The organism is Psychrobacter sp. UBA6291, from assembly GCF_002439405.1.
Taxonomy (GTDB): Bacteria; Pseudomonadota; Gammaproteobacteria; order Pseudomonadales; family Moraxellaceae; genus Psychrobacter; species Psychrobacter faecalis.
On sequence record NZ_DJUD01000039.1, the window covers coordinates 16,143 to 30,943 of the forward strand.

The window sequence follows — 14,801 nt, forward strand, 5'->3', positions numbered from 1 at the left end:
TTTAAAAATAAGTATTAACTATGTTGTTATAACAAAATAGCGTTTAGTTTACCAGTTTATTTCGCCGCCGTTATAAACAATATATTTATTGTTTGTTTAGTGTTTGCGCTTACGCTTTTATTTTTTTATCAAGTAACATGGCGTCGCCGTAGCTAAAAAATCGATAGTAGTTATTAATGGCATGTTGGTAAGCTTGTTCAATCGGGGCTTTACCTGCAAATGCAGACACTAACATGAGTAACGTAGACTTTGGTAAATGAAAATTCGTAAGCAGTTTATCTATCACACCAAATCTGAACCCAGGATAAATAAAGATATCAGTATCGCCCGCCCAGCTAGAAAGCGCTTGTCCATTAACCGCTGTTTTTTGATAAGCGGTCTCAAGGACGCGCGTCACTGTCGTGCCTATTGCAATTACCTGTTTGCCATTAGCATGGGTTTGGTTGATGAGGTCGGCGGTAACTTGAGGCAGATGAGCGTATTCGCTATGCATGGTGTGATTGAGTAAGTTGTCGGTTTTGACTGGCGCAAACGTACCAGCCCCTACATGCAAGGTAACAAAAGCAGTATGAATGCCTTTAGCAGCCAGCTTATCTAGGACGAATTTATCAAAATGCAAGCTGGCCGTCGGTGCAGCAACGCTGGCAAGTTTGGCTGGATCATGAAAAACGGTCTGATAACGGGTATTGTCAGTCGCATCGGCGTGGCGCTCAAAGTAGGGCGGAATAGGCAGCTCACCATAACGCTCTAAATCTGGCAAAATCAGCGCTTCAAAAGCTAAGATAAATAAGTTTTCTTGACGACCTATGACCACAGCCTGCATATGACCATCAGCAATCTCTAGCCGTTGCCCAAGCTTAGGTGCTTTACTGGCTTTAACATGACAAAGGGCGATATGCTCTTGGTCAATGCTCTTGCCATCTGTCGTTTCTAGCTGTAAGACTGTGCTATCTAAATCTGAAATGTTAACCAAACGCTCAATCAGCACTTCGATCTTACCGCCCGTGTCTTTTTGCCCGAACAAGCGCGCTTTCATGACTTTGGTGTCGTTAAAGACAATTAAATCGCCCGCATTTAGCAGATCGGGCAGCTCAGAGAATTGTTTGTCTATAATCTGGCTGTCGCTATCTTTCTGCTGATTAGTGGCTAAATATAGTAATTTTGACGCCGAACGCTGCGCTAAAGGATAACGGGCAATTAAGCTGTCCGGCAGTTCATAATCATAATCATCAACACTTAGATATTCTAAAGTTTCAGCATTTTTATCTAGCATCTTATTAGTGTTTTTAACGCTGCTCTTGTCAAGATTTTTGTCAGCAGTATCGGTGCAAGTCATATCTAAGTTTACAGGTTGAGAATCAGTCATAGTCAGTCTTTCAGTAGATGGAGATTTTGCGGTAATTGTAGCAGAAATGCAGATATGAAAGAACGTTTTCCTCAGCTGCTACCGTTCATATTAAAGCTAAAAATAAATTAAATAGCCTAAGTAATAGTTATTGAGTCCTTAAAATTTATCTTTATCTTTGCAAGTCAAGTAAAGTGCCATTATTCAAACAAATCTAACTGTGGCAAAATTTGGGTAGCAGGCATCAATGAAGAAAACGTCACCCCGACAAGCCTAATAGGTAGTAAGCGCGGAATATCTGAAAACAACTTATCGAGCCAGTAATGGGCAGATTCGGCACTATCAAAAGCGGTAGATAAGGTATGTGAGCGCGTAACCTGAGTAAAGTCAGCGTATTTTATTTTAAGGGTAATGGTATAGGCGATGAGCTGTTTTTTGCGTAACTGATTAAAGGCGTCGGTATTTTGCTCATAGATTTGTCTGCGTAGCTCGTCATCGTGATTCAAATTATCCCTAAAAGTCGTCTCAGAGCCAACCGACTTGTGCGTACGCTGTGATTTAACGGGGCGTTCGTCACGGCCATGAGCGATGTCGTGATAAAACTGACCGCGCTTGCCAAATTCATTGACCAATAGTGCCGCGGGCGTGCGTCGTAGATCAGCGCCATTACTGATACCCATCGCATGCAAGCGCCGAGCAGTCGCTTTACCAATACCGTGAAAACGCTCAATGGGCAACGCGCTAATAAAGGCGTCGGCCTCCGCTGGCGTGATAACTGCCGTACCATTAGGTTTGTTAATATCAGAAGCAATCTTGGCGAGCATTTTATTAAACGACACGCCTGCAGAGGCATTAAGCCCCGTCTGCACTAAAATCTGTGCCCGTAGCCAATTTGCCATTAGCGTGGCTGAGCCTTGATGTACGCTCAATCCTGTCACATCAAGATAGGCTTCATCTAACGATAATGGTTCAACTTGCGGCGTTAAACGGTGCATAATACGGCGAATATCTTGACTGACCGCGCGGTAGACATCAAAACGCGGCTGCACAAATATGACATCTGGGCAACGTTTACGCGCCTCATAACACGACATGGCGGAGCGTACACCAAACTGACGCACCTCATAGCTTGCCGCCGCAACCACGCCGCGACCATTTGGATCTCCGCCAACGACTAAGGGCTTGCCGCGCAGTTCAGGAAAGTCGCGTTGTTCCACACTGGCATAAAAAGCATCCATATCGATATGAATAATTTTACGAGGGGTAGGTTGAATAAGAGCGGTCATAACCACTATTTTACCTGATTTTATTATGAGTTTTAGCCTCTATTGCTAATAGAAATTATAAAAGACTGAGCTTAATTTTAGGCTCATTATTTTACTTATTCTTGAATAAGGCGCATATTGTAAAAAAGTATAAATTTATACCGCTCGTCCTTAAATACATACCGTCTGTCGGGAATGCTGCTTTCTATGTTACAGTTTTGCTACTAAAGTTCTACACTAGAGTTTCTATAAAAATAAAGAGTTGTTAATTAATTTAACGACCCATGTTGTATTTTTTTGAATAAAATAGGAAGTTGTTAGAGCTTGCGTCATTCTTATGGATTAAGTAATGCTAAAGTAGGATAGCTGAGGAGCTTGGTATGAATAATGAGCTAAAAGGGAGCGATTTAACCCGCGCGCTACTTAAACGAGGTAATAAGCGAGTATGGTGTGCGGTCGATGATGAAAGTGATGAGCAGGCGATAAAGGATCAATGTGGTAATGATTTTACCGCCTATATCGTGTCATTTAAAAATGGCTGCTTTTATTGTAGTGGCGGCATGTCATGGCTATGTGCGGTACCTATTAAGATAGTAGCGGTCACGCAAAAAGAGATGAAAATTTGAGCAGTGATATAAATAGAAAGCTATCTCTATTTAATAACCTCTAAATTAAGGGCAGTCCTTTTTTAGAGGTTGTTTCTCTGAGGCTAAGCATTTGGTGCATCAGGTTGCTGCATAGGGTCGGCGTCAGAAAAGGCTTTTAGCGTGTGGCAATGGGCGTCGATTTGGACAATATTTGGATAAGGATTTAAGTCCACTTCAAAGCGCCGCGCCGAAGAAACTTGCGGGATCAAATAGCAATCTGCAAAGGTCGGGCTGTCACCGTAGCAAAATTTCCCGCGAGTTTTGTCAGCGACCAAGCGTTTTTCTAACGCAGCAAAACCCTCACTTATCCAGCGATTACACCATTTTATGACCTCAGCCTCATCTACCGACAGCTCATTGCGTAAATATTGTAAAACACGGCGGTTATTAAGCGGATGAATATCACAACCAATCATTGCGCTTAACGCCCGTACTTGCATGCGCCCCGCAGCGTCTTTAGGCAATAATGGATTTTTAGGATAAACCTCTTCCAACCACTCTAAAATAGCCGGACTTTGAAATAACAGCAAATCATCGGCTTGTAAAACAGGCACCAACCCTTGAGGATTAAGTGCTAAAAATTCGTTTTTTAATTGTTCATCTTGCGCCAAATTAACCGCAATATAGTCATAATCTAAGCCTTTTAGGTTCATCGCGATACGCGTACGGTAAGACGTACTGCTGCGAAAATAGCCATAAAGTGTCATCATTATTTATTCCTTTTATTATGTTGTCTTGTTGGTTATATAAATGGGTATAATTATTGATAAAGTAAATAATTAATTGAGCAAAACATGCCCGTATCTGAAAACCTGACAGACAATCCTACTAGCAATAAAAACCAAGGTGGCGTGCAGTCACTTGAGGTTGGATTGTCGGTGTTAGATGTTCTTATCGATCAAAATAAGCCTATGATGTTAAAAGATATCGCTCAAGCTGTACAGATGCATCCAGCAAAGTGTCATCGCTACTTGGTCAGTCTTATTCGTAAAAATTATGCACGTAAGCTCAGTGATGGGCGTTATGGGCTTGGCGCTCGAGGAAATTTGCTTGGGCATGCGGACTTCAATCAACACAACCTATTAGAGCGCCTGACGCATGTGGCAACAGAGATTAAAGACACGGTAAACTGTGCGGTTCAAATTGCCAAATGGTTTAGCGAAGGTCCGATTATCATTCAATCGGTTGAGCCAGACAGCCCGATTAGTATCATCACTCGTATCGGTTCACGTATGCCTTTGACGACGTCGGCAACAGGGCAACTGTTTGCCAGTTATCAGCCAGAAACGATTATTAAGCCATTGGTTATCACTGAATGGCAGACAAATGATAAAACCATTATCGCAGAGCGATGGCAGGATTTTAACCAGTTGCGCGCCAACATTCGTACCCAAGGCTATGCCACAGTTACCGGCGATATGTTAATGGGGATTAATGCCATTACCATTCCAGTGCTTGTGCCGCAACTAGAAATCAACACCTCGACCACTAATCAGCCGCTTAGCAATAATCAGCTAACGGCTAATGACAAACCATCTGCTGAAAGCTTGCCATTAGAATATGCTATTACTATCATTGGTACCACCGAGCAGTTACCAATGAATGAGCAACATAACGTGGTTGAGCAGATACTAGCCATTGCACGACGCTATCAAATAGCCTAGTCAAAACTTGCTATTTAACTTAACTACTGAATAAAGTAAGTTTTAACTATTGCATAAATTGACGCTGTTACTCACCAACGGGCGCCACGTCTCTTGCTTCAGCGAGTTCTTCTGCATGTAAAAACTGCGTATGAACGGGCGCACGTTTGGTGCGCGACCATTCATCTAGCATCTCATGTTTTATCTCTTCTGTAATCATCGAGACTTTTTCTTCTGAGGTACTATCATCGTAGGTAAGTTCCATACGATGGCCACTAGGATCAAAGAAATAGATAGAATGAAAAATACCGTGATTGGTCACGCCGACTACGTCGATGCCATTTTCTTCTAAATGCTTTTTTGCAGCCATTAACGCATTGCGGTCTTTTACCTTCATGGCTAAGTGTTGCACCCAGTTTGGCGTATTGGGGTCAAAGCCCATTTCAGGCTGATTGGGTACTTCAAAAAACGCCAAGACATTGCCATTACCGGCATCTAAAAATACATGCATATAAGGGTCAAAGGCTTTGGTCGAGGGGACATGGTCCTCAGCGAATGCTAAGATAAAATCCATATTGAGATATTTTTTATACCATTCAACGGTTTCTTTAGCATCCTTGCAGCGATAGGCCACGTGATGGATTTTTTCAATTTTAAAACTCATATCAAACTCCTTTTGATAAAGCGTCCAACTTAATTGGCTGCCAGCACTTCGCTAAACTAAGTGGTGATAATTGTCTAACAGCCTAAGTAATTTTTTTACGCTTGTCTGATTTGTAATTACTTTATGAAATAGGCCTATTCGTCAAAATCAAAGCTAAGCGCAGGCAGTACTTTGCCGCGTACTTCACCAAAGCCAACACGAATGCCGTCTTTTTCGCTATAGCCTTTCATAATCACGGTATCGCCATCTTCGATAAAGCTGCGCGTCTCGCCGCCTTTTAAAGTGACGGGTTTGGTGGCATTCCAAGCAATCTCTAACATTGAACCATAAGAGTCTGGCGTCGGTCCCGAAATCGTCCCTGAACCCATCATGTCACCAACTTCTACTTTACAACCAGTGATGGTGTGGTGGGTAAGCTGCTGCGCCATTGACCAATACATATATTTAAAGTTGGTCTCACAAACTACCGTTGCTTCATCGCTATTCTCAGGCAACAGCTCGACTGATAAATTGATATCAAAGCTATTGTTACTGTCTTTTTCATTGAGATAAGCCAGTGGTTCTGGTTCTTGCGTTGGGCATGCAGTCTTAAAAGGTGCTAACGCATCCATGGTCACAATCCAAGGAGATACCTCAGAGGCAAAGGTCTTGGCATTAAAGGGGCCTAAAGGTACGTATTCCCATTTTTGAATGTCGCGAGCTGACCAATCGTTGAGCAAAACCATGCCAAAGATATGATCCGTGGCTGCATCGACTGTGATCGGTTGACCGATATCATTGCCGCGACCAACGACAAAGGCGGTTTCAAGCTCAAAATCTAGACGCTTACAAGGCGAGAAAATAGGACGTTCATCAGGATTGGGCTTTAGCTGACCTGATGGGCGTATCACATCGGTGCCACTAACGATGACGGTACTGGCGCGGCCGTTGTAACCGACTGGCATTTCAGTCCAGTTAGCTAGTAGAGCGTTCTTTGGGTCACGGAACATAGTGCCGACGTTGGTCGCGTGTTCTTTAGATGAGTAAAAATCGGTAAAGCCTGGTACGTGAACAGGCAGATGCATGGTGACGTCTGCTTGCTTAAACAGCGCTTTTGCCTGCAAGTCTTTGTTGTCGCGCAGTGCGTCACTATCAGCAGACAACAGCGTTTGAATGGAGGTGCGCGCCTTGGTCCAGTTGTCGCGACCAGAGTCAATAAAGGCGTTTAGGGTTGGCTGATCAAAATAGGGGCCGCCTGCCAAACTTAATAAACCTTCTGCTTCGAGTATTGATAAGTCTAAAACGTGCTCGCCAATAGCAACACCTGCGCGACGATTGTTATTACCAGTAACGTCTTTAGCATCACTAAAAATACCATAAGGCAGGTTATGAATAGAGAAGTCAGAATCGGCGGCAATATCGATAAATGAGGTGAGGTTTTTGTCAATCGTTGACATGAGGTGCTCCTTGCTAAAGCGTGTATTGAATTACGTTATAATTAACTATTTACGTATAATGTAATTTATAGCCAAATAGATTGCAAGGTTTTTTGTGCAGTGTTTTTTATACAGTTTTTTAGAAAGTGGCAGACATAAAAAAAGGCTGAATCATAACTCAACCTTTTTAATCACATGTTTTTTTTAAATTACGCTAGAGAGTTAGTCTTTTAAAACGTCAGCCATGGCATTGGCAACATAATCGATATTACTGCTGTTTAAGCCCGCCACACACATACGTGAGTTTGAAACCATGTAGATACCATATTTGCTTTGGAGTTTTTCAACTTGTTCAGGCGTCAGACCGGTAAAGCTAAACATGCCGTTTTGCTCAGTTAAATAATCGAAGTCACGGCCGGGGACTTTTTCTTCTAAGACCGATTTGAGCTTTAAGCGCATGGCTTTGATACGGTCACGCATGGCATAAACTTCGCCAACCCATTGCTCATGTAGCGCTTCGTCGTTCATGACGATATCGACCACGCGGCCGCCATGTGATGGTGGGCTTGAGTAGATGCGACGCACGGTTGCATTTAGCTGACCAAAAACGCGCTCCGCTTCGTCAGTGCTTGGGCACACGACCGACAGACCGCCGACACGCTCACCGTATAGCGATAAGTTTTTAGAGAATGAGTTACTGACAAATACGGGTAAACCCATCTCGACTGCTTTACGAATCGCGTAAGCGTCGCTATCCATGTCTTCGCCAAAGCCTTGATAAGCGATGTCCATAAATGGAATCAATTCACGCTCTTTAATAACAGTTAGCGCGGTATCCCACTGTTCACGAGTCAAATCCATACCGGTTGGGTTATGGCAGCAAGGGTGCAGCAAGACAACATCGTTTTTATTCAAAGTTTCAAAAAATGCAATCATTTCATCAAACTTAACACTGCTGGTTGCTTTGTCGTAGTACGGATATTTACCGACCTCGACGTCAGAGCCTTCAAAGATAGCAATGTGATTGCCCCACGTTGGGTCACTGACGTAACATTTAGATTGTGGGAACCATTCATGGATAAACTCTGCGCCGACTTTTAATGCGCCAGAACCACCGATAGTGGCGATGGTTGCTACCAAACCGTCTTGTAAGATTTGCGCGTTTTTACCAAACAGCAATTCCTGGCAACCTTTACGGTGTCCTGGTAATCCTGCCATTGGCAAGTACGGACGAGGAGAGATAGGGTCAGCAATGCGCTGCTCAGCCGTTTTGACACACTCAAGGACAGGCAATTTGCCATCCTCATCATAATAAACGCCCACACCCAAATTGACTTTATCTGGATTGGTGTCAGCGGCAAATTTGTCCATCAATCCTAAAATCGGGTCACCGGCATAATAATCGATACGTTCAAACATTTTATTTCCTTACAAGGGAGATGAGTTAAGGCGTTAAAAAGCATAAACCAGTTTGGCGATTAACTCAATGTTAGATTCAGCGATACTGATTAATTAACGCATTTTTTTGTTTATTAGCAAGTTTTTGGACAGATTTTAGCCTTTGCCAAACTGAAATAATAAGTGCTTTGATTGCCATTAAAACCGCTGTAAATCGTCAAAGTGGCTGGCAAAGTAAGTTTGCAAAAATTGCTTAAAAGCAATACTGGCGGGCGATAAAGCGCGTGACGAGCGTTGATAAATAAAGAATCGGCGCATTTTAACCGGCTGTGCCAACGGGCGCATCTGCAAACCATTGGCGCTTACCCAATCTATCACCTCTGGCATATAAGGCAAGCACAAGGTAATGCCAAAACCTTGGCGGGTCATCTCAAGGGCGGTGGACATAAAGTTGACTTTATAGCGCGCCTGCTGAATATGGCTGGCGATTTCCTCATCAAGCTCAGTGGTGACTTGCTCGATAAATGGCCCTTGCAAGGTAATAAGCGGCGTGTCTACTAAATCCTGCCAAATGACTTCTGATTTTTGCGCCAGCGCATGGTTATCTGGCATTACCACACAAAACGGCAGCTGATATAATAAATCGGCGCTGATGTCATCGTCAGGCTCCGTAAAGCCACGCTCAGTACCGACGCCCAAATCTACCTCGATGTTTTGAATATGTTCTAAAACATTTTCTGCTGAGCAATCAAGTAAAGACACGCTGATATCTGGATATGCTTTAGCAAATTGAGCAATAACGGCTGGCATGGAGGAGGCAGCAAATTGCGACACCGCAAGTCTGACTTGTCCTTGCGCCAAACTTGTCAAGCTACTGGCTTCATTTTCAAATAGCTGCATCTCATTTAAAATACGTCGCGCTTGCGGCAATAAATGATGACCAACGACGGATAATGACAGCTGGCGGGTGGTGCGGTCAAATAGCACGATACCAAGGCTGGATTCTAATTCTTTAATCAAACCACTGACGGCAGATTGGGTCAAATGTATCTGCTCGCTGGCGCGGGTAAAACTGCCATTGTCGGCGACGCTGATAAAAGCGCTCAATTGGCGAATACTGATATTCATAAGTAAACCTGATAAATAAATCGAAAAATACGATTAGTCTTATAAATCAAGCTAATCTAATATAAATCACTCGTCAATAGGAATGATTGATAAAACTTATTTTTTGCTAATTTTTAGTGATGTATACCACCAATTGAAATTAAGGATGATGACAATGTCAGAGTTAAAGGTAGATTTATTTGATAACCCAATGGGCTTGCAAGGATTTGATTTCGTTGAGTTTGTCTCACCTGAGCCTGAGCTTGTCGAAACGCTATTTCGCAACCTTGGCTTTACTCATATTGCCAATCACCGCTCAAAAGATGTGGCCTTGTTTCGCCAAGGCGATATTAACCTTATTTTAAACCGTGAGCCAAAAAGCCATGGCAGCTATTTCTTAGGTGAGCATGGTGCGGGCGCTTGTAGCATGGGCTTTCGAGTAAAAAATGCGCAGCAAGCGTATGAGCTTGCTATCGAAAACGGTGCTGAACCAGTAGATGTGCCTACAGGGGTGATGGAGCTGCGCCTACCAGCGATTAAGGGTATCGGCGGCTCGCTTATTTATCTCATTGACCGCTTTAGCGATGGCAATTCTATCTATGATATCGATTTTGAATACCTACCGAGCGTCGACAAGCATCCAAAAGGCTTTGGCTTCAAGGTTATCGATCATTTAACTCATAATGTCTACCGTGGTCGCATGGCATATTGGGCCGACTTCTACGAGCGTATCTTTAACTTCCGCGAAATCCGTTATTTTGATATCACCGGTGAGTATACGGGTCTGACCAGTAAAGCGATGACCGCGCCTGACGGCAAAATTCGTATTCCATTAAACGAAGAATCAGAGCAGGGCGGTGGGCAAATTGAAGAGTACTTGATGCAATTTAATGGCGAAGGTATCCAGCATATCGCGCTATTGAGTGATGACTTATTATCTAGCATCGACAAATTAAGAGACATGGGTATCCCGCTGATGACAGCGCCAAATGAAACCTATTACCAAATGCTAGATGAGCGCTTACCAAACCACGGCGAGAATGTCGCTGAACTACAAATGCGCGGCATCTTGTTAGACGGTACCACAGAAGGCGGTACGCCACGCTTATTGCTACAGATTTTCTCTGAAACCATCCTTGGTAGCCCGGTATTCTTCGAATTTATCCAGCGTAAAGGCGATTACGAAGAAGGCTTTGGTGAAGGTAACTTTAAAGCCTTGTTTGAATCCATCGAGCGTGACCAAGTTCGTCGCGGCGCGATTGGTCAGCCAGAAACGGCAACGCCATAGTTTTAGCTTAATCGCTTATAAGTATAATAAATGGGCAGGACAAAAGGAATTTGTCTTGTCCTTAATCAGCAAAGTACTGCTTGCGATGGTAAATCCAAAATACTTAAATTGAGGATTTACTGACGACAAGCGACTGTACTAACGCTAATAAAAGGAACACAGGCATGGAACGCCTACAAGCTAACAATACTATTCAAAAATCCCACAGTGCCAAGAGTGTGTCTTCAAATGCTCTCGGCGCTGATGATGCTAGCCATAGCGATTCAACCGCTGAGAAGCAACCTTACCTCTCGCATCAGCCAGACAGTCAGGGTCATATTCACTATAGTGACGATGAAAATGCCATGTGGCAGGCGCTGCTTACACGTCAAGCCAAGCAAATACCCAATCGAGCTTGCTCAGCCTATCTAGAAGGCTTAGAAAAGCTAAATCTGCCATCGATGCATATCCCGCAACTCCACGATATCGACGAAATATTGCAAGCCACCACAGGCTGGCAAACCGCTGCCGTTCCTGCACTTATCAGCTTTGGTAAGTTTTTTAAGCTCTTAGCAAATAAACGCTTTCCCGTAGCGACCTTTATCCGCCGCTTTGAAGACATGGATTATATCGAAGAGCCAGATGTCTTTCATGAAATCGTTGGCCATTGTCCGCTGCTGACCCATCCTGCTTTTGCCGCTTTTAATGAGACCTATGGCAAGCTGGGTCTTGATGCCAGTAAAGAAGAAAGGTGGTTTTTGGCACGGCTTTATTGGTTTACCATCGAGTTTGGCTTGGTAGGTAGTCACCCTGACAATCGCCGTATCTATGGCGGCGGTATCTTGAGCTCCCCTTCTGAAACGATTTATACGCTTAATGGTAGCGATACATTGCAACAATCCAACCATCAGCAGCAACCTCAAAATCAGCCAGAACACCGCGCATTTGATTTGCTTGATGTTCTGCGTACGCCTTATCGCATTGACCATATTCAGCCGATTTATTATGTCATTGATGATTTAGATGCGCTGTTCGATATCGTCGATAGCGACATCATGGGCAAGGTCAAACAAGCAATGGCACTTGGCTTGTTTGAACCAACTTATGCACCAAAAAACTCTTAATACATTAAAAAATTTAGCATCGTTAAAATAACGATGGGGTAAAAGTGCTGCTGTAAAAACAGTATTAACACGGACGTAACTGTATTAAACCTAACGGTATTAAAAAAATAATAGTTAACTTAAAAGGACATTATCATGACGACATTATCACAAGCCAGCTGTGAAGCCTGCCGTATCGGCGCTCCAACCGTCGACGACACAGAAGCACGCGAGCTATTACAACAAATTCCTGATTGGTCGCTCATCGAAGTCGACGGCATTAAGCAATTACAGCGTCAGTATAAATTCAAAAATTTTGTCACAGCGATGGCATTTGCCAATGAGCTTGCCGACATTGCGGAAGCAGAAGGGCATCATCCGGGTATTTTGGTAGAGTGGGGCAAGGTCACCGTCACTTGGTGGTCACATAGCATTAAAGGTCTGCATCGCAACGATTTTATCATGGCAGCCAAGACCGATAGCCTACTGGGTAAGTCATGAGACTGGCAATAATCTTTGCAACTAATTAAACTTGTCCCACCCAAAACCAACCCTAACGCCAGAGTATATATGATGGCACCATAAGGATGTGTTATGCCTCCACAAGTACTTACCGAGCTATCTCCCAAGGTAGCTTTTATTATTGCCAGCGTTGTCATCGCGATTATGGGTGTGACCATGATCGGCTTTGGCTGGGTACCGCATCTGTCATTGATGCTTGCAATCGTTGTTTTATTAGGCCTTGGTATGTATAAAGGTCTAAGCTTTGAGAAGATGCAGGGGCAGATGTCATCGGGCGTTGTCAGTGGTATTGGTGCTATTTATTTACTATTTTTTATTGGTTTGCTGGTCGCCGCGCTGATGATGTCAGGTGCTATTCCTACCATTATGTATTATGGTTTTGATCTCATCTCACCGCAGTATTATTATATTTCGGCTTTTGTTTTGACCTCAATTATTGGTGTCGCTCTAGGCAGTAGTTTGACCACAGCCGCGACACTTGGTGTGGCCTTTATTGGTATGAGTAATGCCTTTGATGCCAACGTTGCTATTGCTGCTGGTGCTGTGGTTTCAGGTGCTTTTTTTGCCGATAAAATGTCGCCGTTGTCAGATACTTGTACGCTTGCCTCTTCTGTCGTCGGCATTGATTTGTTCGAGCATATTCGCAATATGATGTATACCACGGTACCGGCGTGGCTCATTACAGCTGGGCTATTTTGGTATTTCTCTGGCCAGACGGGTACGGGTGATTTAGGTCAAGTGACCTTACTGCAATCACAATTGGTCGATAGCGGCTTAGTCCATGGTTATGCCGTATTACCATTTGTCGTGCTAGTGGTATTAGCACTATGCCGAGTCAATGCCATTTATACCATCATTTGTACAATCGCGACCGCTTTAGTGCTTACTTATCTGCACAGCACGCCAAGTATTGGGCAGCTCGGCGGTTATCTATTTGCTGGTTATACGCCCGCCGAAAATTTAGAGCTGGGTGAAGTGGCGGGTATGATCTCACGTGGCGGTATGCAAAGTATGTTCTTTACTCAGACTATCGTGATATTGGCGTTAAGTTTGGGTGGTTTATTACGTGCTTTGGGTATCTTACCAGCGTTATTGTTAGGTATTCGTAATATGCTGACAAGCTCAGGACGTGCTATCTTTGCCGCCGCAATGGCGGCTTTAAGCATCAACGTGCTGATCGGTGAGCAATATTTGAGTATCTTATTATCAGGAACTGCGTTTCGTCCGACCTTTGAGCGTTTGAATTTACACCCCAAAAACCTATCGCGTACTATCGAAGACGCGGGCACGGTTATCAATCCATTAGTACCGTGGAGCGTGTGCGGTGTTTTTATCAGTCAAGCGTTAGGTGTTCCGGTACTTGAATATTTGCCTTATGCCTTTTTCTGTTATTTATCGCTGCTGCTTACGATACTCTTTGGCTTCACAGGTATCACCATCAGTTGTAAAGATGGCTCTAGCATTCGTAAGCAACCAAAAGTACAAATGGCCAATTAGCGAACATTCATTTTTAAAATAAACTGAGATAGTATTGGTTGCATAAAAACCACTCTAAGTAACTTAGAGTGGTTTTTTTTTAGTTAATTTGAACGCCTAAACCATATATCTAAAAGTGGGTGAATAAGAGATAATAGAGGACATAGATTTTCGTTTACCTCAATAAAAAGGCAGTCCTGCATGACCCATAATAATCCATATAACCTGATACCCTTGCAACCTACGGGCAGAAATGAGACCAATACCGCCAATACCTATTCACCTGAAGATATGATTGCCATTTACGAGCAGCAGTTTCTGACCGAAGTGCCAGAAGACAAGCTCACAGAGTTCTTACCTTTTTTAAAAGCGTTTTATGATATCGACGACCATACCTTAGATGTCAGTGCGGTGATTTTTGATGCGATTGCGGACGCTTGTATTATTTATAATCACAAAGTCAAAGTTGGGCGTTACGAAATATTAGAAGGCTTGGTAAAAGAAGAGATTGCAGAAGATATAAGTGATGCAGAAGGCGCTGAAGAGAAACAAGTACAAGCCTATACCCTAGAGTGTAAGCGTACTTTTTTTATCAATGAGGTGGAAATACCTTATCATTTTAATTTGTTTATCCATGGCGATAATTATTCTACCTTGACGAGAAGAGAGAGCGTGTTAGAAAAAATGTATTGGTTTGTCAGTGATAGCTTTGATGAGCAGTTATTGGATAATCCTGAAGATACTGAGAGCTTGGCGTCTATTAATAAGCAACTGGCAAGTTTGGGTATTCGAGAAATGGATCTGACTACTATTCATCAGCTAGTCGATTATTTAGAAGGTAACATCATAGATGATGACATGGCAGATGCGGTCAATAAGCTGCTAGATGAAGCCGAGTAGCATTGAATACACTATTCACTGTTATTCACGTAAGCATCCGACCATCCCA

The 14,801-nt window shown here is 43.3% G+C and carries 14 protein-coding genes; 7 read left to right on the forward strand and 7 right to left on the reverse strand.

Going from position 1 to position 14,801, the window contains the following annotated elements:
* Positions 1–109: 109 nt before the first annotated feature.
* Both queA and dinB read right to left on the reverse strand, forming a co-directional pair.
* A complete protein-coding gene (queA, locus tag B3R91_RS06360) occupies positions 110–1,366 on the reverse strand; it encodes a tRNA preQ1(34) S-adenosylmethionine ribosyltransferase-isomerase QueA (protein WP_414707523.1) in 1,257 nt (418 codons plus the stop codon).
* 179 nt (positions 1,367–1,545) lie between these two features.
* A complete protein-coding gene (gene dinB, locus B3R91_RS06365) occupies positions 1,546–2,631 on the reverse strand; it encodes a DNA polymerase IV (RefSeq protein WP_286796894.1) in 1,086 nt (361 codons plus the stop codon).
* A 359-nt stretch (positions 2,632–2,990) separates the two neighbouring features.
* Here dinB and B3R91_RS06370 point away from each other — a divergent pair, with 359 nt between their 5' ends.
* Positions 2,991–3,236 (forward strand): hypothetical protein, encoded by a 246-nt coding sequence (locus tag B3R91_RS06370; protein WP_286796895.1) that lies wholly within the window; start codon positions 2,991–2,993, stop codon positions 3,234–3,236.
* A gap of 83 nt (positions 3,237–3,319) precedes the next feature.
* On the opposite strand, the gene maiA is transcribed toward B3R91_RS06370, so the two are convergent.
* On the reverse strand, positions 3,320–3,967 hold the full coding sequence (maiA, locus tag B3R91_RS06375) for a maleylacetoacetate isomerase (RefSeq protein ID WP_286796896.1): 648 nt from the start codon (positions 3,965–3,967) through the stop codon (positions 3,320–3,322).
* Positions 3,968–4,051: 84 nt separating this feature from the next.
* On the opposite strand from maiA, the gene B3R91_RS06380 reads away from it, so the two are divergent.
* Positions 4,052–4,921: an IclR family transcriptional regulator gene (locus B3R91_RS06380; RefSeq protein WP_286796897.1), complete on the forward strand. Its 870-nt coding sequence runs from the start codon at positions 4,052–4,054 to the stop codon at positions 4,919–4,921.
* Positions 4,922–4,988: 67 nt separating this feature from the next.
* Here the strand turns inward: B3R91_RS06380 and B3R91_RS06385 are convergent, their stop codons facing one another.
* The 4 genes from B3R91_RS06385 to B3R91_RS06400 all read right to left on the reverse strand — a co-directional run bounded on the left by B3R91_RS06385 (position 4,989) and on the right by B3R91_RS06400 (position 9,505).
* Positions 4,989–5,564 carry a VOC family protein gene (locus tag B3R91_RS06385; protein ID WP_286796898.1) on the reverse strand — a complete coding sequence of 192 codons (576 nt, stop codon included), beginning with the start codon at positions 5,562–5,564 and terminating at the stop codon, positions 4,989–4,991.
* A gap of 134 nt (positions 5,565–5,698) precedes the next feature.
* Positions 5,699–6,991 carry a fumarylacetoacetase gene (gene fahA / locus B3R91_RS06390; RefSeq protein ID WP_286796903.1) on the reverse strand — a complete coding sequence of 431 codons (1,293 nt, stop codon included), beginning with the start codon at positions 6,989–6,991 and terminating at the stop codon, positions 5,699–5,701.
* Positions 6,992–7,201: 210 nt separating this feature from the next.
* Positions 7,202–8,398, reverse strand: coding sequence for an aromatic amino acid transaminase (locus tag B3R91_RS06395; RefSeq protein ID WP_286796899.1), 1,197 nt, complete (start codon positions 8,396–8,398; stop codon positions 7,202–7,204).
* Between the two features lie 177 nt (positions 8,399–8,575).
* Positions 8,576–9,505 (reverse strand): LysR family transcriptional regulator, encoded by a 930-nt coding sequence (locus B3R91_RS06400; protein ID WP_286796900.1) that lies wholly within the window; start codon positions 9,503–9,505, stop codon positions 8,576–8,578.
* A gap of 154 nt (positions 9,506–9,659) precedes the next feature.
* Between B3R91_RS06400 and hppD the strand changes: the two genes are divergently transcribed.
* The 5 genes from hppD (at position 9,660) to B3R91_RS06425 (ending at position 14,752) form a co-directional block, all read left to right on the forward strand.
* Positions 9,660–10,772, forward strand: coding sequence for a 4-hydroxyphenylpyruvate dioxygenase (hppD, locus tag B3R91_RS06405; RefSeq protein WP_286796901.1), 1,113 nt, complete (start codon positions 9,660–9,662; stop codon positions 10,770–10,772).
* A 164-nt stretch (positions 10,773–10,936) separates the two neighbouring features.
* The gene (gene phhA, locus B3R91_RS06410) at positions 10,937–11,875 is read left to right on the forward strand and encodes a phenylalanine 4-monooxygenase (RefSeq protein WP_286796902.1); all 939 of its coding nucleotides are present in this window, start codon (positions 10,937–10,939) and stop codon (positions 11,873–11,875) included.
* 135 nt (positions 11,876–12,010) lie between these two features.
* Positions 12,011–12,355, forward strand: coding sequence for a 4a-hydroxytetrahydrobiopterin dehydratase (locus tag B3R91_RS06415; protein WP_068405575.1), 345 nt, complete (start codon positions 12,011–12,013; stop codon positions 12,353–12,355).
* A gap of 93 nt (positions 12,356–12,448) precedes the next feature.
* On the forward strand, positions 12,449–13,873 hold the full coding sequence (gene nhaC / locus B3R91_RS06420) for a Na+/H+ antiporter NhaC (protein ID WP_068405572.1): 1,425 nt from the start codon (positions 12,449–12,451) through the stop codon (positions 13,871–13,873).
* A 180-nt stretch (positions 13,874–14,053) separates the two neighbouring features.
* A complete protein-coding gene (locus B3R91_RS06425; protein ID WP_144296435.1) occupies positions 14,054–14,752 on the forward strand; it encodes a hypothetical protein in 699 nt (232 codons plus the stop codon).
* Positions 14,753–14,801 lie beyond the last annotated feature (49 nt).

Coding starts and splice junctions, on each gene's coding strand:
- B3R91_RS06400 (WP_286796900.1), bottom strand. CDS start 9,505: ATGAATATCAGTATTCGCCAATTGAGCGCTTTTATCAGCGTCGCCGAC.
- B3R91_RS06385 (WP_286796898.1), bottom strand. CDS start 5,564: ATGAGTTTTAAAATTGAAAAAATCCATCACGTGGCCTATCGCTGCAAG.
- B3R91_RS06395 (WP_286796899.1), bottom strand. CDS start 8,398: ATGTTTGAACGTATCGATTATTATGCCGGTGACCCGATTTTAGGATTG.
- phhA (WP_286796902.1), top strand. CDS start 10,937: ATGGAACGCCTACAAGCTAACAATACTATTCAAAAATCCCACAGTGCC.
- B3R91_RS06380 (WP_286796897.1), top strand. CDS start 4,052: ATGCCCGTATCTGAAAACCTGACAGACAATCCTACTAGCAATAAAAAC.
- hppD (WP_286796901.1), top strand. CDS start 9,660: ATGTCAGAGTTAAAGGTAGATTTATTTGATAACCCAATGGGCTTGCAA.
- maiA (WP_286796896.1), bottom strand. CDS start 3,967: ATGATGACACTTTATGGCTATTTTCGCAGCAGTACGTCTTACCGTACG.
- dinB (WP_286796894.1), bottom strand. CDS start 2,631: ATGACCGCTCTTATTCAACCTACCCCTCGTAAAATTATTCATATCGAT.
- nhaC (WP_068405572.1), top strand. CDS start 12,449: ATGCCTCCACAAGTACTTACCGAGCTATCTCCCAAGGTAGCTTTTATT.
- queA (WP_414707523.1), bottom strand. CDS start 1,366: ATGACTGATTCTCAACCTGTAAACTTAGATATGACTTGCACCGATACT.
- B3R91_RS06370 (WP_286796895.1), top strand. CDS start 2,991: ATGAATAATGAGCTAAAAGGGAGCGATTTAACCCGCGCGCTACTTAAA.
- B3R91_RS06425 (WP_144296435.1), top strand. CDS start 14,054: ATGACCCATAATAATCCATATAACCTGATACCCTTGCAACCTACGGGC.
- B3R91_RS06415 (WP_068405575.1), top strand. CDS start 12,011: ATGACGACATTATCACAAGCCAGCTGTGAAGCCTGCCGTATCGGCGCT.